This window comes from Bulleidia sp. zg-1006 (genome assembly GCF_016812035.1).
Lineage (GTDB): Bacteria > Bacillota_I > Bacilli_A > Erysipelotrichales > Erysipelotrichaceae > Bulleidia.
On record NZ_CP069178.1, the window covers coordinates 1,497,270 to 1,517,002 of the forward strand.

At 31.7% G+C, this 19,733-nt stretch carries 18 protein-coding genes and 2 pseudogenes; 8 read left to right on the forward strand and 12 right to left on the reverse strand.

Annotated features, from left to right (window positions below):
• Positions 1-357: 357 nt before the first annotated feature.
• From dcm to JOS54_RS07635, 5 genes and pseudogenes are all read right to left on the reverse strand, one after another.
• On the reverse strand, positions 358-1,593 hold the full coding sequence (dcm, locus tag JOS54_RS07615) for a DNA (cytosine-5-)-methyltransferase (protein WP_203244991.1): 1,236 nt from the start codon (positions 1,591-1,593) through the stop codon (positions 358-360).
• Between the two features lie 9 nt (positions 1,594-1,602).
• On the reverse strand, positions 1,603-3,081 hold the full coding sequence (locus tag JOS54_RS07620) for a Sau3AI family type II restriction endonuclease (protein WP_203244992.1): 1,479 nt from the start codon (positions 3,079-3,081) through the stop codon (positions 1,603-1,605).
• Positions 3,062-3,355 carry a helix-turn-helix transcriptional regulator gene (locus JOS54_RS07625; RefSeq protein WP_238928353.1) on the reverse strand — a complete coding sequence of 98 codons (294 nt, stop codon included), beginning with the start codon at positions 3,353-3,355 and terminating at the stop codon, positions 3,062-3,064. The genes JOS54_RS07620 and JOS54_RS07625 overlap by 20 nt, the downstream gene beginning before the upstream one ends.
• 75 nt (positions 3,356-3,430) lie before the next feature.
• A pseudogene (locus JOS54_RS07630) lies at positions 3,431-3,610 on the reverse strand (recombinase family protein); the annotation flags it as partial.
• 6 nt (positions 3,611-3,616) lie between these two features.
• Positions 3,617-3,931 (reverse strand): glutaredoxin domain-containing protein, encoded by a 315-nt coding sequence (locus JOS54_RS07635; protein ID WP_203244993.1) that lies wholly within the window; start codon positions 3,929-3,931, stop codon positions 3,617-3,619.
• A 1,157-nt stretch (positions 3,932-5,088) separates the two neighbouring features.
• On the opposite strand from JOS54_RS07635, the gene JOS54_RS07640 reads away from it, so the two are divergent.
• The 8 genes from JOS54_RS07640 (at position 5,089) to JOS54_RS07675 (ending at position 14,651) form a co-directional block, all read left to right on the forward strand.
• Positions 5,089-5,415: a radical SAM protein gene (locus JOS54_RS07640; RefSeq protein WP_255520681.1), complete on the forward strand. Its 327-nt coding sequence runs from the start codon at positions 5,089-5,091 to the stop codon at positions 5,413-5,415.
• Between the two features lie 167 nt (positions 5,416-5,582).
• Positions 5,583-6,149, forward strand: a complete 567-nt coding sequence (locus JOS54_RS07645) for an SPASM domain-containing protein (RefSeq protein WP_203244995.1) — start codon at positions 5,583-5,585, stop codon at positions 6,147-6,149.
• Positions 6,137-6,778: an ABC transporter ATP-binding protein gene (locus tag JOS54_RS07650; RefSeq protein ID WP_203244996.1), complete on the forward strand. Its 642-nt coding sequence runs from the start codon at positions 6,137-6,139 to the stop codon at positions 6,776-6,778. The genes JOS54_RS07645 and JOS54_RS07650 overlap by 13 nt, the downstream gene beginning before the upstream one ends.
• Positions 6,766-7,497, forward strand: a complete 732-nt coding sequence (locus JOS54_RS07655) for an ABC transporter permease (protein WP_203244997.1) — start codon at positions 6,766-6,768, stop codon at positions 7,495-7,497. The genes JOS54_RS07650 and JOS54_RS07655 overlap by 13 nt, the downstream gene beginning before the upstream one ends.
• Complete coding sequence (locus JOS54_RS07660; RefSeq protein ID WP_203244998.1) at positions 7,491-8,285, forward strand: ABC transporter permease; 795 nt, start codon at positions 7,491-7,493, stop codon at positions 8,283-8,285. Before JOS54_RS07655 ends, JOS54_RS07660 begins: the two co-directional genes overlap by 7 nt.
• A 313-nt stretch (positions 8,286-8,598) precedes the next feature.
• Complete coding sequence (locus JOS54_RS07665; protein ID WP_203244999.1) at positions 8,599-11,178, forward strand: PD-(D/E)XK nuclease family protein; 2,580 nt, start codon at positions 8,599-8,601, stop codon at positions 11,176-11,178.
• Positions 11,175-14,294: an exodeoxyribonuclease V subunit beta gene (locus tag JOS54_RS07670; RefSeq protein ID WP_203245000.1), complete on the forward strand. Its 3,120-nt coding sequence runs from the start codon at positions 11,175-11,177 to the stop codon at positions 14,292-14,294. Before JOS54_RS07665 ends, JOS54_RS07670 begins: the two co-directional genes overlap by 4 nt.
• A 195-nt stretch (positions 14,295-14,489) precedes the next feature.
• A complete protein-coding gene (locus JOS54_RS07675) occupies positions 14,490-14,651 on the forward strand; it encodes a hypothetical protein (protein WP_203244948.1) in 162 nt (53 codons plus the stop codon).
• Between the two features lie 268 nt (positions 14,652-14,919).
• On the opposite strand, the gene JOS54_RS07680 is transcribed toward JOS54_RS07675, so the two are convergent.
• The 7 genes and pseudogenes from JOS54_RS07680 to JOS54_RS07705 all read right to left on the reverse strand — a co-directional run bounded on the left by JOS54_RS07680 (position 14,920) and on the right by JOS54_RS07705 (position 19,708).
• Complete coding sequence (locus tag JOS54_RS07680) at positions 14,920-15,315, reverse strand: hypothetical protein (protein ID WP_203245001.1); 396 nt, start codon at positions 15,313-15,315, stop codon at positions 14,920-14,922.
• On the reverse strand, positions 15,300-16,136 hold the full coding sequence (locus tag JOS54_RS07685) for an amidase domain-containing protein (protein ID WP_203245002.1): 837 nt from the start codon (positions 16,134-16,136) through the stop codon (positions 15,300-15,302). Before JOS54_RS07685 ends, JOS54_RS07680 begins: the two co-directional genes overlap by 16 nt.
• A gap of 465 nt (positions 16,137-16,601) precedes the next feature.
• Positions 16,602-17,741 (reverse strand): hypothetical protein, encoded by a 1,140-nt coding sequence (locus JOS54_RS07690; protein WP_203245003.1) that lies wholly within the window; start codon positions 17,739-17,741, stop codon positions 16,602-16,604.
• Positions 17,742-17,985: 244 nt separating this feature from the next.
• A pseudogene (locus JOS54_RS08045) lies at positions 17,986-18,225 on the reverse strand (hypothetical protein); the annotation flags it as partial.
• An 88-nt stretch (positions 18,226-18,313) separates the two neighbouring features.
• A complete protein-coding gene (locus JOS54_RS07695) occupies positions 18,314-18,628 on the reverse strand; it encodes a hypothetical protein (protein WP_203245004.1) in 315 nt (104 codons plus the stop codon).
• A 5-nt stretch (positions 18,629-18,633) separates the two neighbouring features.
• Positions 18,634-19,482, reverse strand: coding sequence for a DNA adenine methylase (locus JOS54_RS07700; RefSeq protein ID WP_203245005.1), 849 nt, complete (start codon positions 19,480-19,482; stop codon positions 18,634-18,636).
• A 13-nt stretch (positions 19,483-19,495) separates the two neighbouring features.
• Positions 19,496-19,708 (reverse strand): helix-turn-helix transcriptional regulator, encoded by a 213-nt coding sequence (locus JOS54_RS07705; RefSeq protein ID WP_002694906.1) that lies wholly within the window; start codon positions 19,706-19,708, stop codon positions 19,496-19,498.
• Between the last annotated feature and the right edge of the window lie 25 nt (positions 19,709-19,733).

A 19,733-nucleotide genomic window follows, 5' to 3' on the forward strand; every position in this document is an offset into this window, starting at 1 on the left:
AAGTGTTAGAAACTGTATAGAGAATTAACACAGGTAAAGAAGAACGAGTTAGACCTATAAGGCAAAATACTAAAACAGAGACTTTAATCAATCTCTGTTTTAGTATTGTTGTCGAGTATTTTAATCATGTTGGTTGCGATAGCATCCATGTGTTCCATCCAGTTCATAAATATGTGTCCATGATTCTGGGTACATATCATTTTTGGTCTAACTTTTGAGGGTCGGTACATTTTACTTGCGACTGCACTTTTCCCCTTGAAATAATGTCTATGGAAAAATGAAAACTATCTGCCATTTTTAAATCTCGTTTCTTGTATAAAAAAAGAGATAACATAATTTGTTATCTCTAAATACTGTCTATTCATTTTCAACTATTTTTCTTAACCTACTTTCAAGTCTTGAAATTATCCCAGTAACTAATGCATTACCCATCATAAAATATCTTCTTTTTTCAGTCATAGTATTTGTCCAATTAATTGGAAACATCTGAATTAATTCACATTCTATTGGTGTTAAAACCCTATATTCTTTTATTTCTGTATCGTAAATAATATGAGATGATCTATTAACTGTACCCTCGCTTGTAAGCATAGTTCTTGCTGGTTCATCTAATTTTTCAGGAAATGCCATTGTGCCCTCACTGTAAATATAGGAATGACCATTTTTTGCTACTCTTTCGATTCGTTTTGATCCTTTTAGATATTTCAACTTTTCCAACTTATCATCTTTTACTATATAATTATTTAAACTATTATTTATGTTTTTAGCTTTTCTTATAATTTCTTCTAGTGTATATTTTTCTTCAACTATTGCTTCTACATCAGAAAAAATGGCTTTCCCATCTTTCATTATTCCAGTATCTAAAAATTTACCCTCTTTAAAATTATTAGATATATCGAATACATCATTATACTCAGATAAATCAATGCTTCTAGTTTTATCTTTCAAGGTAACTTTAAATTCAAAATTGAAAATATTAGATAATGATAAATTCAATTTAGTACTATTTGCAAATTTTGTATTCTTCTTATATGCAAATATAAATACTCTTCTTCTCTTTTGAGGCATCGAATAGTCTCCTGCATTAATAACTCTCCATTGGACATCATAACCTAATTCATCAAAAGTTTTAAGCATAATCGCAAAATCTCTTCCCCGTTTTGTAGATGGAGATTTCAACAACCTATCTACATTCTCTAACAAGACAAATGGTGGGGCTTTTTCAATCAATATATCCCTTATATCCCAAAATAAAACACCTTTTTTACCCTCAATACCTTGTTCACTATTCAATGACCTTGCAACTGAATAATCTTGACACGGAAACCCTCCAACTAATAAGGTATGATCTGGTATTTCAGTCTTATTTACTTTATTTATATCTTCATTAGAATGATGTTCTACACCAAATCTCTTAATATAACAGTCGTATGCGTGTTGAATTTTTGTTGATGGTTCAAATTGATTCGCCCAGACAAATTTCCAAAAACCATTTTCTATTGCCTTACCGTTCTCATCAACTTCTTTTATTTTATTAAGTCCAACTCTAAATCCACCTACTCCTGCAAAAAGTTCTGCTACGGTTAATTCCATAAATTTCTCCTATTTTAATAAATGTTTAATTATTTTTGCTATATAGTCATTATTAAACCAAAAGCACTGATGAGTCATCTTATCTCCATTAGGTAGAGTATCCATATCTCTATCACCACCATTGCCATATTTACGCCCTTTTATTAAATATGCACTTTTTGAAGAGTGTGGTCTTAAATGAAAAATCGTTGTTTCACTTTTATTTGGTAAATCATTATAAGCAACTTCTTTGCCAGACTTATCCTTTTTTATTTCAAAATTGACTCCTGTTAAAAACTTGTTTTTATAACTTTCCCATTCACTTTTGCCAATAGTTTCTAGTTCATCAATTGGCATATTCCAAAATCTTGCACCTTTTAATATATATTCTCCATTACCACTATCTTGAAATACAACAAATAAAAACCTTGTTGTTTCAAAAAAATCATATTCTAATGAATCGTAAAAATCTTGATTTATAAAATCTTTAATTTTAATTTTGGGAAATGACATACTTTCTTTTGGTTTTCTATTTTTTTGAGCTCTTACTGTTTTGATAACAATATTAGCTTTTTCAAATTCTTCCGCATTCTCTGTATTTACACCTAACATTCTATATACAAGAGTTCTGTTTATCTGTTTTGAATTTGTTGTAAAATTAATATCAAATTGTTTATATAATTCTTTTTCGGTTTTACCAACAAACTTATTTATTTTTTCTATTACTTTTTCGTCAAAGTTATTTCCTAATAGTTCGTCCTTATCAAAAATAGAATCATAATTCATCAATCCAGTATTAACATAATTGTTTAAAATATATGTCATATAAGACTGTTTCAAAGAAAATGCTCTTCTTTTTGCAAGTATATTTCTATTATAAAATTGTGGTTGCAAACTTTTACTTGCAGTCGTCCCTTTTGTACAAGCACCTAAATATTTTGTATCCCCTTCAGATATTTTATGAGCATTTCCACTTATAACTTTCTCCACAATTGTTTTATAATCTTCAAGAATTATTTCTAAATCTTTAGAACATATTTCGCTATAAATATCATATAAATTTACATAATCTATACTGTGATTCGTTCTAGGTTCAGTTTTAATTCTATGATACCAAATCATTAGAATAAGCTTTATTTTATTTTCCAAATGTGAGCCTTTAAACTCGATATCAATGGGTTTATCATTTGGTATCATTGTGATAACAAGTCGTTCACCTGCTTTTATACCTTTAGTTGTTTTTTCATATGGTGTAGCTTTAAGTTCCATACCAACCTTATAAAAATCGGGGGTCGAATCACTGTTAGGTTTATATAAATAATAATGTTCCTCTAATAAATTTCCTAAATTTCCTTTACTTCTAGGATTATTATAATACTCAATTTTTTCATCTAATAATACATCAGAAAATACTTTACTTAATACATCAGCAAAACTTAACCCAATAAGTTCATTAGAATATCTAAAAATATCTTTTATACTGGAATCATCATATGGTAAATTTTTCATATTTTTCCTCATTTATAACACATAGTACATCTTCAACTTTACAATCTAAAGCCAAGCAAATCTTTGCAATATTCTTTAAAGATATATACTCATTCTTACCCATATTTGCTATGCAATTTGATGTTAAACTTGCTTTTTCTAATAAATCTTTTTTCTTCATATTTCTTGATTTCAAAAGATTCCATAACGGCTCATACGATATGTTCATACTATCCTCTCTTACCTTTTTATCTTGCTTAATTATAACAAAAACTTGAGTTTTCTCAAGTTTCATTATCGGTTATATTAACATTTCATCGAACATATCATTCAAAAGATTACAAGGACTATTTAAGTATTCGTTATATACTATATCTTTTACAATAACTGTTCCAATATTTCCTATATTGACTTGTTCCATCATTAATGTAAAACCGGGTCTATCAAATCTTGTTCCACTTGTACCATCATCTGTAAAGTGAATGATATTATCTTAATCATTTTTAATTGCATATTCTTCAAGTATTTTCTTTTGGTTAGAAATACTATGTCCATACTAACAACCCTTATGGTCCAAAGAACAAGATTCACTCCTATGACTCCAAATGACTTCTTTTCCCATTTCTTGTAAGTAAGCTTCCCAATCAGTAAAAACAGTTCCATCTTCTCTCACCAAAGCCGGTAAGCCAATATCATGAATAGCTTTTAAATGATCAAAGACGGCTTCTTTATCTCTTAAAATCAAAAATTCTTTTAGGGTTTTCAAAGAAGTGTTAATATCCAAAAATTCATATTTCACACCATAGTAATCAAAGTTTTCTTTACACGCCACACAATCCGAACACATTTCACTACCATAAATTTTAAACATGATTCCCCCTATCAGCATTGACCAACACATTATAAATCAATTTATACCAAAATAGAGAGGGCAAAACAAGCAAGAGAATTAGAATTGATTAGAAAATAACAATATTTTTGTTAATATCCTGTATCTTGTCTTTAACACTTTCAAGAGAGTAAAAAGTCGCAGAAGTCCTTTATTTAAAGGCTTTTAATGACTTTTTATTTTTGTGGCTGATAGGCGTATATTATTTGCTTTCTTTATTTCTCCTAAAACATAAATATTATGCTTTATACCCCTCAGTAGCCTCTTTTATCATCCTATCATACCAGTCTGTCGTCTCTAATGGCATTTCATGATACTTATCAAACACTTCATACAAATACTTATCCTTAACTTTGTTTTCTATTATCTTCTTAAGAGAATCTGTATTGCAATACAGTCAATATAGTAGGCACAAATTTATAGAAAATAATTCAGCTTTATACTCATTGGGTGTCATATAACCGATTACACCAGAATGAAAAATCAATCCATATTGAATATTTCGTTTACTATATGCTTTATGAAATGCAGTCATGGTTAAATTTACATCATGTTTTGATGATATATGCCCGCCGATGATTTTCCTTGAAAACAGATCCCATGGCAATACAAAGATAGCACCATTTGCCAGATACCTTAATATGGTGATGTCTTATAGGTTTGTCTGTAGACAATTTAGGTAAATCCATGGAACGCATCAGTCGATACACTCTTCCAACACTGATGTTTATTGCACTTAAGGAAATACTGTACTCACGGCTGAGCTGTGATTGAGATTTGCCATTTTGATGAAGGGATACGATGGACTTTTAAAGTCCTCATCATAACGATTGTTAGGCATGAAATACTCCTTTCTTTTTGTCTACTTTATTAGTATAGATTCAATTATCCCTGAACATTCATAATCTAAATGAAATCAAACAAAGTATATTGAAAATGTTTTTTATATCTGTTATTCTGAAACAAATAAATTAATTTCTTTGAAATTATGAGGGGCGTAGATATGAACACTATTAAAAAAAGAAGAAATATTAACTTTTTTAAAAGATAACTTAGTAATTTTCGATGAGAGTATAGATGAAAAGAAGATATCTAAATATGTTATAAACAAATCCAAATATAGCAGAAATCAGCTGTTAATTACAGATGCATCAAGCTATAAATGTAATCTTCGATGTGTTTATTGCATGCAACAAAATACTTTTAAAGATGTAAAGGAAATAAGTGTTAAAGAAAGAGTAGATATTTGGCAAAATCTAATAGAAGCAAGTGGTCTTCAAAGTGCTACAATTGTTTTATTTGGAGGCGAACCTTTCTTAAACTTGAATTATGTTAATAATTTATTAACAGAAGCAACAAATAGGAATTTGCCGATTGATTACTATAGTGCAGTTACTAACGGGGTTAATTTAGATGCAAATTCTATTGAACTATTGACTAAGTTTCCATTTTCTAAATACAGATAACACTAGATGGAACTGAAAGAATACATGATACCAGAAGATACCTGAAAAACAAAGTAGGAAGTTTTAAAACAATAATTGCAAATTTGCATACTATTTTTAATCATACAAAAATTAACATAATTATTAATAGCGTTTTAGATAAAGGAAATTTAAATGATTATATAGAGATGATTACATTCCTTTTAGAGGAATTCCCATCTGAGATAAAGACAGGAAGAATGATATTTAATGTCGGAAGAGAATGCCACCCGGTATTTAAATCGAAATATACAAATGAAAATATCTTGGAGGAAAAAGAGTATGCTAAGGTGGTTTATGATGCGATAGATTTTTTAATTGAAAATAACTGTGAAATCAACCAATTAAAGCCATCACCTATATGTATGCGATTATCTGAAAATGATATTATGGTTTCACCTGATGGTAGCTTATACAAATGTATATCAGGATTAGGCATGGATAAGTTTAAATTAATAAGCAAAGATGATTTTTTGGAAAAGCCGTATATGTATACCTTAATGCAAAGCCAATGGTGTGAAAAGGATGTGGATATGGAATGTGAAAATTGTCCGTATTTATTTTTATGCAATGGGGGTTGTTCCTATAATGCTTTTATCCAAGGCACCAAAAAGGAATGCAATAAAGAGTATTTGAGCGCCTCTATCGATAGATTAATTTTAGCAATGGGAAACTATTTGGAAAGAAAAGGGGAACTTGTCGAATGGAATATGTAAAGTTAGAACGTTGTTCCAAGAGGTTTGATAATCAGCCGGTTTTAAAAGAAATTTCCTATTCTTTTTTTACAGGTGGATATTGCATTAGTGGAGAGAATGGTAGTGGGAAAAGCACACTATTAAAAATGATGATGGGCTTAATCTTACCGGATACGGGACAGGTAACTGTCATCACAGAAAAGAGTGATCATTTAAGTACTACGGTCAAATCTCAAATCGGGTATATGTTTGCAAGTGAGAGGACACTATACTATAAATTGACCGCAAGAGAAAATTTAGAAATGATGGGCTCTATCTATGGTATGAAAGCTGAGAAATTAAAAGAAAGAGTCGGTGAAGTTTTAAAATTAGTAGAATTAGAAGATAATAAAAAATATATTGAAACGTATTCTACAGGTATGAAAAAGAGATTAATGTTGGCCAGAGCTATCTTACATAATCCCAAAGTTTTATTCCTGGATGAACCCTATAGTGGTTTAGATGAAAGCGGTTGTCAGTTATTGACGCAAATATTAGAAAATGAAGTAAATAATGGTAAATGTGTGATTGTTGTCAGTCATCAATTGGGATATATTCCAAGCCATTGGAAGCAGTTGTCAATAAAAGAAGGAGAGTTATGTTCTGGCTAGTCAAGAAGGAATATTTATATGACTTTCGCTATAAGATGAGAAGTTTAAATTTAATTTTTAATCCATTCTTTATGATGGCACCGTATGTTTTATTAGCTCAAAACTACGGAGCGGCCACAAGGGTATTAGGAAGTATGCTCCTATGGTCGTGGTTAGTGCAGCTAATCTATGGTATTTCTTATGGCATTGAGTCTTTAAAGATTGAGGGAGTACTAGGTATGATCTTGATGTCACCCATGCACTTTATCACCTATCAGTTTTTCTACTATATTTATTTAGTTCTTCGTCAATTATTGGTAACAGGAATAACCTTAGTGCTCACATGGCTGTTTCTTGGAATAACAGTTGATAATATAGTAAAGTTTTTAATTACTTTAATAATCGGTAGCGTAGGATTGTTTTGTTTTACGGTGGGATATTCTTCTTTTGTTTTAAAGTTTAAAAAGATGCAGGGCATAAATACAACTTTACAAAATGTCTTTGGATTTTTATCTGGGTATACGATTCCCATCACAAAGTTTCCTATTGCACTCCGATTTGTTTCCTATCTCATTCCATTAACATATGCCATTCATGTGATGGATATAGAGTATATGGCTAGTCCAATTTTGATTGGTTTATTTGTGTTAGTAAGTCTGGTATGGCTAATCATTGGAATTCTTTTTGTCAATAAGAATTTAAATGGCATGAAAATGAGAGGGGACTTTGAACAATGGTGAAAATATGGGCTATTGTAAAAGCGAACTTCTTGACACAATGGCGGTATCAAGTGAATTTTTGGCTTCAAACTTTATCTATCTTCGTGATTATCTTTCCTTCTTTAACATTAACTTTCAATGACAATAAAGCTATTTGGGGCTTTTCTTCCGGCATACAGTATTCTTTTTATTTATTAGTCGCTTTGAGTATTTGGAGTTTTGTGGAGTGCCTTTGGTCGTTTACATTCCAATTAAGGAGTGAAATGAAACAAGGTATCTATGATGAAAATCAATTGCTGCCGATAAGTATGAATAAGCGAATGATTATATGGTCAATTGATGGTATTGTAAGTGCCATTGTGTCTTTTCTTCCGTTATTTATGCTTAGTATTTTATATAGTTTTATTAAAATTAGTTTGCTGGATTTCTTGGCTAGTGTATTGATTATCTTAATTTCTGTCTTTTCAGGTTATTCATTAGGGGTGATATTGATGGGACTAATGTTAGTTTGGAAAGAATGTGATCAATTTGTTTCTTTTATTGGGAATATAGCTCCATTTATTTGTGGCATGTTAGTACCTTTGGTGAATATGCCCATTGGATTACGCTTGGCAGGACTTTGGATGCCTTTTACTTGGGGCTTAGATAGTATTCGCTGTTTACTATTTGGGTACGAAACTTTATTACCTATTCCTTACGAAATGGGAATATTGTTTGTTTTGACAGGTATGTACTATATTGTTTCTAAATTAATATTTGTTAAATTAAACCGTTTATCAAAAAAGAAGGGTGGAATCATTGGGTATTAGCAACTTTTCTATTTTAAATCATCGTTTTCTTAGCGACACATAATGGTGATGAAAATGTTACAATAAATAAAATCTTGTCTTTAACACTTTCAAGAGAGTAAAAGGTCGCAGAAGTCCTTTATTTAAAGGGTTTCAGTGACTTTTTATTTTTGTAGCTGATAGGCGTACATTATTTGCTTGGCACATTGTCAATTCACCTCAAAAAACAAAAATCATCATTATAATACTCTTCGTGTATTGATATAAATCTGCTCACATGTTTAACCACCTTTATCTAGTGAAACCCTATCCTTAAAAATGGTAAAATAAAATCATGAAAAAAATAGTAGCCAATGCCCCTCTCCAGCAACAACTTTATCACCGGTATTTCAAAGAAAAAAATGGTCTAGTCAGTGGTGTGCAAATCGCTCCACTTTCTTCTTACTTAAACCAAGATTTCCAAGACCCACTCATTTTTATGTGGTCTATCCAAGCGGAATTAAGGAAAGCGGATTTTTCTTTATTCCCAAGCTACGCAGGTATGCTACAATACCCTTCTTTTGTTCAAGAAGTGATTCACTTTGCGAAAGATTGCATTGCCTTTGGTATTCAAAAAAAAGACTTACCGGAAAATGACAAGCTTGAAAAAGAATTAAAAGAACTGATTGGTCTTGTTTTACAATCATCTTTATTGGATGCTTATCGTAATGCAATTGAACAAAATAAACAATTAGACCTTTCTTCTTTAGAAGTAAAAGATATTGTTTTAGAAGATGATTACCATAGTCACTTATTAAAAGGGAAACTACCTTCTAGGTCTTTTTTCCAAGAAACTATTTCTGATTTAAGAACCGCTTTAAATATTCGCCAAGAAATGGAAGTGATGGCACAAGAAATCTGTTCTTTTAAAGGAAGTGTCAATATCGTATTATCTCAATATTCTTCCCAATTTCCTATTTTAAAACAAGTCTTTCATCGTTATGGCATTCCTTTTTCCGCTTATCAACAAGAACAACCGAGCCTTGTCGGAAGGATTTTTAAAGATTTATTCTTAGTGGCTTACCAACAAGATGTGAAGGCTTTCTTAGATTTAATTGAAAATAATGCCTTTCATCATTCTTTAAGCAAAGACGAGCAAAATGTATTATCAAAATATCTTAGCAAGGTTGAACCGGAATCCCCCAAATTACCAATTCAAAGCATGGAAGAATTATGGTCCGATGAAGCGAAAGCTTATGCTCGCTATCAAGAGCGAATCAATGCTTTTTATCTTGCTATTCAAGAAAACCTTTCTACTCTTTTACAAGCCGGTACCATCGTTGATAAACTCAAACAAAGCTATGATGTTTTCATAACCCTACCCTTTCTTAAAAACCTTCAGGAACAAAAACTTGCCTCTTCATTGGAATCCTTCTTAAATCAAATTGGTGATCAAGTGGATGAAGACAACTTGCCATTCTTTTTGGAACTATTGGATCACTTCAAATCCTTTTGTTTACCAAGTGAAATTGGACCAATCATGGTAACGGATTTACGCCATCCTGTTTTACAGGCGGAACTTTCTTACATCATTGGTTTGAATAGTGATGCATATCCTAATATCCCTAATAAATCAGGTATTTTCAATGAGGATTATTACGCTCAACTTTCTTATCCAAGCTATGAAGAACGCTATGAAACTTACCTTTCACAATTAAGTTGGATCTTTCATTCCGGTAAACAAATTCACTTCTCCTATTCCCAAAAGGATTATGAAGGTAAAAAACTAGAAGCTTCTTATGCCATTCAAAGTTTATTCACAAAGAAAAGCCAAATCATCAAAGCCAAGGAATTACTACCAAGAAAAACCAATCAACATGAAGAAAACTTATCCCCTTCTTTTATGCAAGAATGGTTTACCCAAAACCCGGTGGTGAAAGGTTCCGTCAGTTCCATTGAAGAATGGTATCGTTGTCCTTATCAATACTTCTTAAGTCGTCTTTTAAAAATACAAGAACAAAGTTCTTTTGAACCCAATAGTTTATACCTCGGCATCATCACCCATGCTATTTTAGAAAAGGCTTTTAAGCAAAAAGGAAGTCATTATTATGAATTAAGCTTAGAAGATATCCAACATCAATTGACTCCTTATTTTGAGCTTTGGAAAGAGTTAGACAAATCCCATGTTGAAGACATTGATTTAATGGAAAATAAGTTAGCTTCTAACATTCACTTCTCTTTACAATACTTAAAAGGATATGAAGAAAAACATGATTTCATTAAGCCAATCGCCAGTGAGCAGGAGTTCCATATCAATCTTTTTGATGGTTTAGAGCTAATCGGTAAAATTGACCGTATTGACCAAGATCAACGTAACCAAGATTACTACCTATATGACTACAAATCTTCAGAACATAGGATTGATAAATACAAATACTTATCTGGTCAACAAATTCAACTCATGACTTATAAATTAGTTTTAGAAAAAGATGGAGATAAAAAAGTTCGGGCTACGTATTATTTCAGTCTTTCACCTCAGAAACAAAAATTAGACTATCTTCAATATAAATTTAATCGAAGAAGCGTGGAAAAAGAGGCAGAAGATGTTTACGAGGGTGATTTTCTTCGTCCTACATTCCTTCATAATCAATCTCTTAGTGGTTGGAAATTAGATGATGATTTTTCTGATTACAACAAGAATACACTCAATAGTAAAAGCTTTAAAATTACCAACGATGATTTCAATGAAGTCACTTTGCGTTTGTTAATGAACTTTTATGAACAACTCAAGAAAGGCACCATTGAAAGAAAACCTCAGGATTGTACATTCTGTTCCTATAAGAGAATTTGTTCCTATAGAAATGGAGCCACCGAAACACACATTCCTGATTCAGTGTCTGAATTATTAGAAAAGCAACAGGAGGACAAGCAATGACAACCATGGATCAACAACGTCTTGCCATTCAAGAAAGAAACACCAATGTGCTTGTGTCCGCTTCTGCCGGGGCTGGTAAAACATATATGTTAATAGAAAGATTAGCCCAACGAGTTGTTCAAGACCATGTGAGTTTAGAACAAATTCTAGCCGTTACCTTCACCAAAGCGGCGGCGGCGGAAATGAAATCCCGTTTAGCCAGTAAACTTCATCAATTAAGAGACATAAGTGATAGTGAAAAAGGATGGATTGACCGCCAATTAGCTATCTTATCCAAAGCCGAAATATCCACCATTGACTCTTTTTGTCTAAATTTAGTGAAACAATATTATTCCATCATTGGTTTAAACCCGGCTCGTTTAAAACAAACTTTATCCGGTGGTCAAGAAAAAGAATTACAACATTTGGCTTTTGAAAAAGCCTTCTCTACCTTTTATCAACAAAATCCATCTAAAGCACTAGAACTTTCCAGGCATTTTGAATTAAAACCTCTTTCCCATTCACAAACCTTAGAGAAATCTGTGCATACCATCAACGATAAAGCTAAGTCCAGTTCTGATTATCAAGCATGGATGAATCACGCCTTATCTTTTTATCCAAAACTAACTCATTTTTCAGATTTCCCTAGTGAATTACAGGATTATTTCTTTTCCTATTGGCAAGAACAACTCTCTTCCATACAATCCATTTTAGAACAAATGAAAGATTGCTTAATTAGTGAAAAATCAAGTAATACTTCAAAAAAAATCGCCGATCTTTTGCGGGTGGTTTGTGATTATCAAAAAGAGTTAGAAAATCGCGATTATTCTACCGTGATTCGAATGACAAAACAAATAGCGAAATACCAATTCCGTAAAAAAGAAATTAGTGAATTAAGTAAACAATTTACTGAAATTCGTAATGCCCTGGAAGATTCTTTAGTGGAAGAACAACGCTTAGCGAAAGAAGCCCCCTATCTTCATGATACAGCACAAAACTTATTGTCTTTATGCCAAGCAACGGAATTGAATTATCAACAACTCAAAGCCGAAAACAATGTTTTAGACTTTCATGATATGGCTTTATTTTCTTTAGAAATCCTAGCGAAAAACAATGGCTATTTAGCCAAAAAACTTCAAAGAAAATACGCTGAAATTATGGTGGATGAATTTCAAGATACCTCTGCGCTTCAAAATAAAATCTTAACTATGATTTCTAATGGTCATAATCTTTTCCGGGTGGGGGATTTAAAGCAATCTATCTATGGATTTCGCAATGCGAAGCCGGAATTAATGGCTAGCCTTATGCAAGCTAATGAAGACAAAGTTTATCACTTAGAACATAACTATCGCTCAAAAGACCATATTGTTCAATTCACCAATGCCCTTTTTGGAAGCTTGATGAATTACGAAAATAGTTCTGTCCCTTATGCCGAAGAGGATCAGGTAACCATTGGCAATAGAGTCAAACAAGAAGACAACGATAAAGAATCCTCTGTTGTCAACATCATTCAAATCAATTCCAAAGACAAATTTCTCAGTGCCGCTTGGATTGGTCAAGAAATCCTTCATTTATTGGAAAAAGGGTATTCGTTTAAGGATATTTGTATATTAACACCAAGTCATTCGGACAAAGCTCAACTTCGTAAAGCCTTTGATGAAGTTCATATTCCGTACTCCATTGATGAGAAACAGGGATTTTTCAAATCCTCTGTTGTGCAAACCATAATGAGTTTTGTTCAATATTTCTGCAATGAACACGATGCTATCCATTTATTTGCGCTTTTACAATCTTCTCTATTTGAAGTTCAGGATATAGAATTTGCGGAAAGTCGTTTATCCTACAACCGAGAAACAACTACTTCTAGTTTCAATCAATATTTCTTAGACACACATATTGCTATCCAAAATCGTTTAGAAGCTCTAAAGAAACTCTTTCTTCAAGAAGGAAGCCTGGTTTTCTTACAAGCTCTTTCTACGGAAAATGATTTCTATCAGCGCCTTTCCGCTCAACAAAAAACAAATTTTGATTATTTATTGGATAAGATTGTTCAAGAAGAAGTGCTTGCACCTTATGATTTTTTACATTGGTTAGAAAGAAGTGAAGAAGAATATTCCACTGAATCCAACGCTCATTTGGAAGAAGAAAATCTCGTCAAAGTAGAAACAATCCATCATTCCAAGGGACTTCAATACAAAGTGGTTTTCTTATACAAATGTGATCAAAATCATTCCGGCAACGGTCCTGTCGAGGTTTCTAGTCAATATGGTATTGGTTTGGACTACCATGAATACGACTATTACAGCTATCATCCTTCTTTAGTGAAACGAATGATTCAACAAGATAATCACCGTAAAGCTGGAGAGGAGTTCTTACGGTTATCCTATGTGGCAGTTACACGAGCAGAAGAAAGGCTGTATTTAGTCGCTCCACTATCCAAAAAAGAAGGCTCTTTAACAAGAAACTTCATTCTAAATCACTGTAATTTAGGAACATTGGTTCAAGCGGCTTTAAGCCAACTACCTCCTTCTTTATATAAATGTCAAGAAATTAAAGAACTAGGCAATAGACAAGAATACACCTCTTCACAAGACTATCCTTTTGTACAAAAATTACCCTCTTATCCCGAAAATCTTTTTTCTATTGCAAAACAAGATTCTCCAAGCCATCATGCAATGCAATTAAAGCCACTTAACTTTAAGAAAAAGAATAAGACCGGTCAATCCTTTGGAACTAAAGTTCACGCTTATCTGGAAACGCTGCCAAATCATCCTGTTAAACTGGATGAAATCGATCATGAGTTACCACTCTTTACTAGAGAAAGTATTCTTTTCTACCAGAATAGTGATTGGATTCAAAGTCTTCTAAAAACCATGAAAATTCAGCGTGAGCTTCCTTATTACTATGAAGAAGATGGTCAATCGTATCATGGTATTATCGACTTTATCGCAACAAATGAACAAAAAGCCATCATCATCGACTACAAAACCGACCATTTAGAAAACGAACAAGCCTTTATCCAACGCTACCAAGCTCAGCTAAAACAATATCGCATGGCATTTGAAAATCGCTATCCAGACTTAGAGACTTGGATTTATTCTCTACATTTAAAGAAATTTATTTGTGTAAAGAAATAGACTAAGTATTGACTTCATAATTAAGCATAACCACAGATGAAAAGCACAACTGATTTCACCGGTTGTGCTTGGTATCACTGATTATTACATTTTTTATTTTGGCAATTTGAAATTTTATAGGGTCTAGTTGTATAAAATTAAAAACTCCTTTTTAGAATGAGATTGAATCTTATTCTGAAAGGAGGTTTTTTATTTATGATTAACGATTCAATCAGTTCTATCATCGCTCTTAAGGATGATGAAGTAGAATACTGTAAAGAGGTAATATCTAAAAAGAATAATAAAGATGTACACACCTTCTATGTACGCTTAGTAAACCACGGAGGTAGATGCCCTTATGATACTAAGTTTAGATAACGGGTATACATCCTACTCACCGGATAAACTAACTAACAAGGTTAAGAAATCAAGTAATCACATAAAAAGGAAATGATAAATCACTCCATCATTTCCTTAACTTTAGGTAAAACCCTACGTTTTTTCAAAGGGTTTTCCTACAAAATTTCAAAGGTTTTTCCAATCAATCCTACGAAATTTCAAATTACCTTAACAAGGTAGCATACAAAAGATTCTCTCTTACTTTTTTGGTCTCACATCATTCACAAATGTACAATATTCAATTCAGTCACAAAGTAGATAATTTACTTGTGTAAATCATCTTTAATTGTGATATGCAACATAAGCCTACAATAGCGATACTTAAACGGCACATAACGGTTACATTATTTATATTCTTAGTTTCTTTAAATGTTGCATAAAATAACGGAACCCAAAAAATTAAATTTCCGATTAAATTAAGCCCTATCTTATATTTCCAATCTAATTTAAGAAATAGTTCTATAAAAATAATTGCCAAGCCTAAAATACAAGTAAAGTTATTTCCATATACACAAACAATACCGTCATATGGCTTTATACCGTAAACATCAACCCATGTAAAAAATAATGTGGATAATGGTATTACTCGAAGCAAAAAGTTTATGATATTTTTTTTAGTTACGAATTCTACCATATCTGCCACCAGCCAGAGTTTACATTGTTATATACCACTTGACTGACCCCAGATGCTTCTAGTATTTGTGAAACAAAGTTTGCACAATCTCCACGATGGAAATAATGATATGCAGATGTGTTTGGACTAGTAGCATGAGCATGTGCATAAGATATGGCAGGGACAACATTTATAGCCGCTCTTGACTCTAAATTATTTTTTTCTTCAATTATTCTATCAGATTCAGCAGTATAATCTTCATATGCACTTGATTTTCCAAAATATTCCTTTGAAAAATGAGATTTATATGGTAGGTTACTAGCGATGACTTCACTTACTATTTTTTCTTCTCCATTGTCTATAACCCTTGATGATAAATCTAAAGAAGAAATTTTGACTATTTTATCATTTTTAAATTTGTTTTCATAAATATCAAAGAAAGCTCTCAAAAAACGATATTCATAATCCGCTTCCGAAATGCCCAAAGCATCTCCCGCATCATCAATAATCGAATATAGACCGCCGTAATAATCCTGCCAATTGGATTCTGATAAATCATCAAGGCTATATTGTTTCTTTATTTTCTCTAATATACCGGAACATCTATTCTTGATTTTGTAAAGTGCATCTTCCTGTGAATCAAACTCAATAAACATTTTATTAGTTACACCTTTAAGGGAAATTGTCCTAGAATCATCAAAACCAAACATCTGTTCAAATTCAGTTTTGATACTTTCAATCTTTTCCGCAGAGTTAACAGAATCTAATTTATTGTTTTCTTCTGCAAATACTGACTGTATAGGTATAATCAACATGATTATAGCAATCAATCCGGCTATGATTTTTTTCATAAATTTATTCTCACTCTCTATAAAATTTTCAAACTTTTAAATGTTACTTAGTTCAATTTTACCTACTGGAAGGCAAATCCCATCTCCATTTCTGTACCTCTGAAAATTTTTATAACTCATAAATTTTCACCTCCTTATAAATTTAAATCACTGTTTTTAATAAATGGTTATTGGTGAAAATACAACTAAGGCACTTATATATTCCTATGTTATCTGCATGCATACATATTGCCTTGTCATACACGTATTTTCAACAAGTTTTGTTTTGCTTGTGTGATTTCTTTCATCTCATTAGCCACTTATAACTCTATCTATTCATGGTATTCATCATTTGAAAAAGTTTTGCAAGTTGAAGTGAACCTCCTTTATTTGTTTGGTTATCACTTTCATTGTACAGAACTTCTCTCTATATATTTTTTTGGTCTCACATCATTCACAAATGTACACCATATAGCCACTATGGTTTTAACTATTTTTTTCATTACTCTCCTCCAATAAATCAATAATCATTACGTGATGGCGATCTGCCTTGTTATAATTAGCCAATTTTTGAGTTGCGGTAACTAGTTTCCCATTACCATAAAACATCAGTGAACCTTCCGAGCCTACATTTTTATAACCCTTTACCTTTACAATTCTTGTCTTACCATCTTTTAATTCCACTAGTTCGCCAGAGTCATCCAATGAATGTTCGCCTCCTAGTCCAAATACCGCAAAGATGTATCTATCTCCGATACCTACTAAATAACCTGTAGATCCTCCAAAACTGAGAATTTCCTTTTTCTTTTCTACATCATAAATAATTCCTCTATGCCCTCTATTCGTTTCGAATAAATATTGGTTGTTCCCAAGATATATGGTATTTGAAGTTGGATTTTTAATAACACTTGTTATATCGCTTACTTTCCCGGTTTTTAAATCCAACGATAGATGCCAACCTTTTTTACCATCTGTTTTATTAAAGGTTACTTTATTTCGGTTTACACAATATTGATAATTATAAGAAACTTTAGGATAAGCTTCTCCTTTATACAATATTTTAATATCACTTGGATTGCTTAGATTGACTGTCTTTAAATGATAAAAGTAATGACCCTTCTCTTTGGTAATGATTTGGTAAAGTAATCGATTCCCTTCAATTTTCTGAAAGTTTGGTATCGCCCATGGATTGACCAAAACTCCTTCATCTATCTTTTTACTTTGACCATTTGTTTTATACTGTACCGTAACTTTTTCGCCATCTTCTTTGAACTCAGAAGAGTAAAAGCCCTTCTCATGCACAAAAAAGTCCCAGCACCGCACAAGCCCTTTAAAATGATAAATAGGTATATACTTTCCGTTGGTTATATCGATATACCCGAGAGATTTCGATTGATACCCTAGGAATATAGGACTATTCTCCCTCTCTATTGAAGTATATAGCTTATTGCCATCAAGATAATGAAAACTACCTCCCTCTCCTACTGTTGCTTTAATTTCATAATGCTTTATTACTTTAAAGTGTGAATTTACTGTTTCTTTTGGCTGTTCTATTTTCTTCTCTACTTTTTTAGAACAGCCTGCCAGCAGTAATACTGTCGCCATAATGATCATTCTCTTTTTCATGATATTCTCTCCCACTTATATTTTATTTAAAAAATAATATTTTTAATAGTCTTTTTTTGTTTTATTTTATCCTGTATAATTAACTAGTTATGAATGCCTAAATAAAAACTTTAGAAATTCCTTATTTTTATTAGTACTTACAAATAAACCAACAATATTTTTTGCTTCTAAATGGGAAACTATAATCTATTGATAAATAGTAAACCGTGTGTCATATCTAAACTGAATAAAAGCAGGAAATGTTCTATTGTGCTGATTTAACAAAGAAATAAACATAAAGAATAATGATTGACTTTTCTATTAATCTTTTTACGCCCATTGTCATCAAGTGAAACACGGGATTGATTATTTCTTTGATATTCAGAAATATGATGAGCTGATAAAATTCATCTTTAGTGAAATCCTTGCTTTCGGTAAAGACACTTTCAAAGACTGTTGCTTTTTCATAAAGCCGTCTACCTCTCTTTTTTCTTGTCCTTTCTTTTTAATTATGAGCAACAAAAAGAGATAACATTTCTGCTATCTCAACAATAAACTTCTGTCTGTACGACATAAAAATATACTTCTATCTTTTATATATTTTGTAAGTTAAATATCCATTTAAGCCATGAGTAAACCGAACCGGAACGTCTAACTATCTGTCCCTCATTACACACATTATTTTCTCTCATAATATTTTGAATTTCCTCTTTGGTAGGTAAAATATTAATATTATGTTTCTTAAAAATACTCGGTAAATTTTCAGAACTGTCCCATTTTGCCATCAACCTTGGTTCTTTAAATTCTTTTATTTGATTAGCGGTAATATAAAAGGCTCCCTCTTTCTTAATTTTACTAAGAATATCATATTTTTCAAAAAGTTTACTCCAAGCTTCATTAACATTCATTTTAATCATAATTCCTTACCAATATCATTTATTTCTCCACGTTTATTGCCATTGCTATTTATTGAACGCTTTGCTTTTACGGTAATGATTTCATAATCCTGATACAACTCTCTAATAAAAGGATGATCTGAATTAGATAATAAAAATTTAATCCCTTTAGCGTTTAATTTGTCGCATTCTTTCTTAAGTTCTATTTGTTGCTTTTTATCAAATCCATTTTCTGTATAGCCTGTAAAAGAAGATGAAGATGAAATCGGCATATATGGTGGATCAAAATATACAAATGCACCTTTTCTCAAGTTTTTTAGTGCATTTTTGTAATCTCCGTCAATAATTTTTATATTATTTTCATTAAAATACTTTGACATTGCTAACACAACAGGCGTATTAACTATGTTAGGATTTTTATATTTCCCATAAGGTGAATTAAATTGTCCTGCTTGGTTTACTCTAAATAATCCATTAAAGCACGTTTTATTTAGATAAATAATTCTTGCGGCTTTTTCTACATTGTTCATTTCACCATAATTCTCATTTCTGTCCAATGCTCTCACCTCGTAAAAATATTCCTCTGAATTAAGTTGTTCGTGATTTTCTAAAGCTAAAATCAATTCATTAGGTTTCTCTTTAATTACTTTATAAATATTTATAAGCTCACTATTAAAATCATTTATAATTGCCTTTTTAGGCTGAATCTCAAATATGACAGCTCCTCCACCTACAAAAGGCTCAACATAAGTAGAAAAGTTTTTTGGAATAAGTGGAATTATATCACTTAAGAGTTGTCTTTTACCACCAACCCATTTTACTACAGGAGAAAGAACGGTATTCTTTTTTCTTGAATTTTGAGTCATAGTCCTATCCTCCTTATCTTTTATCACTTGCACAGAACTGAAATACATCATTGGGGGTACATTCTAAAGCTTCACATATACGGCTAATATTCGCCATTGAAACATATTTATTGTTACCCATATTAGCAACACAATTCTCTGAAATGTTTGCTATCTCAATCAAGTCTTTTTTCTTCATTTTTTTATCTTCTAAAATCTTCCAAAGCGGTTGATAAGATACATTCATTTTATACCCTCTCAACTTATTTTAC

What these genes read in the sequence shown, in the direction of transcription:
- JOS54_RS07685 (WP_203245002.1), bottom strand. Translation starts at nt 16,136, where the DNA reads ATGAAAAAAATCATAGCCGGATTGATTGCTATAATCATGTTGATTATA.
- JOS54_RS07675 (WP_203244948.1), top strand. Translation starts at nt 14,490, where the DNA reads ATGATTAACGATTCAATCAGTTCTATCATCGCTCTTAAGGATGATGAA.
- dcm (WP_203244991.1), bottom strand. Translation starts at nt 1,593, where the DNA reads ATGGAATTAACCGTAGCAGAACTTTTTGCAGGAGTAGGTGGATTTAGA.
- JOS54_RS07695 (WP_203245004.1), bottom strand. Translation starts at nt 18,628, where the DNA reads ATGAATGTTAATGAAGCTTGGAGTAAACTTTTTGAAAAATATGATATT.
- JOS54_RS07690 (WP_203245003.1), bottom strand. Translation starts at nt 17,741, where the DNA reads ATGAAAAAGAGAATGATCATTATGGCGACAGTATTACTGCTGGCAGGC.
- JOS54_RS07665 (WP_203244999.1), top strand. Translation starts at nt 8,599, where the DNA reads ATGAAAAAAATAGTAGCCAATGCCCCTCTCCAGCAACAACTTTATCAC.
- JOS54_RS07635 (WP_203244993.1), bottom strand. Translation starts at nt 3,931, where the DNA reads ATGTTTAAAATTTATGGTAGTGAAATGTGTTCGGATTGTGTGGCGTGT.
- JOS54_RS07655 (WP_203244997.1), top strand. Translation starts at nt 6,766, where the DNA reads ATGTTCTGGCTAGTCAAGAAGGAATATTTATATGACTTTCGCTATAAG.
- JOS54_RS07650 (WP_203244996.1), top strand. Translation starts at nt 6,137, where the DNA reads ATGGAATATGTAAAGTTAGAACGTTGTTCCAAGAGGTTTGATAATCAG.
- JOS54_RS07700 (WP_203245005.1), bottom strand. Translation starts at nt 19,482, where the DNA reads ATGACTCAAAATTCAAGAAAAAAGAATACCGTTCTTTCTCCTGTAGTA.
- JOS54_RS07620 (WP_203244992.1), bottom strand. Translation starts at nt 3,081, where the DNA reads ATGAAAAATTTACCATATGATGATTCCAGTATAAAAGATATTTTTAGA.
- JOS54_RS07705 (WP_002694906.1), bottom strand. Translation starts at nt 19,708, where the DNA reads ATGAATGTATCTTATCAACCGCTTTGGAAGATTTTAGAAGATAAAAAA.
- JOS54_RS07660 (WP_203244998.1), top strand. Translation starts at nt 7,491, where the DNA reads ATGGTGAAAATATGGGCTATTGTAAAAGCGAACTTCTTGACACAATGG.
- JOS54_RS07625 (WP_238928353.1), bottom strand. Translation starts at nt 3,355, where the DNA reads ATGAAACTTGAGAAAACTCAAGTTTTTGTTATAATTAAGCAAGATAAA.
- JOS54_RS07645 (WP_203244995.1), top strand. Translation starts at nt 5,583, where the DNA reads ATGATTACATTCCTTTTAGAGGAATTCCCATCTGAGATAAAGACAGGA.
- JOS54_RS07670 (WP_203245000.1), top strand. Translation starts at nt 11,175, where the DNA reads ATGACAACCATGGATCAACAACGTCTTGCCATTCAAGAAAGAAACACC.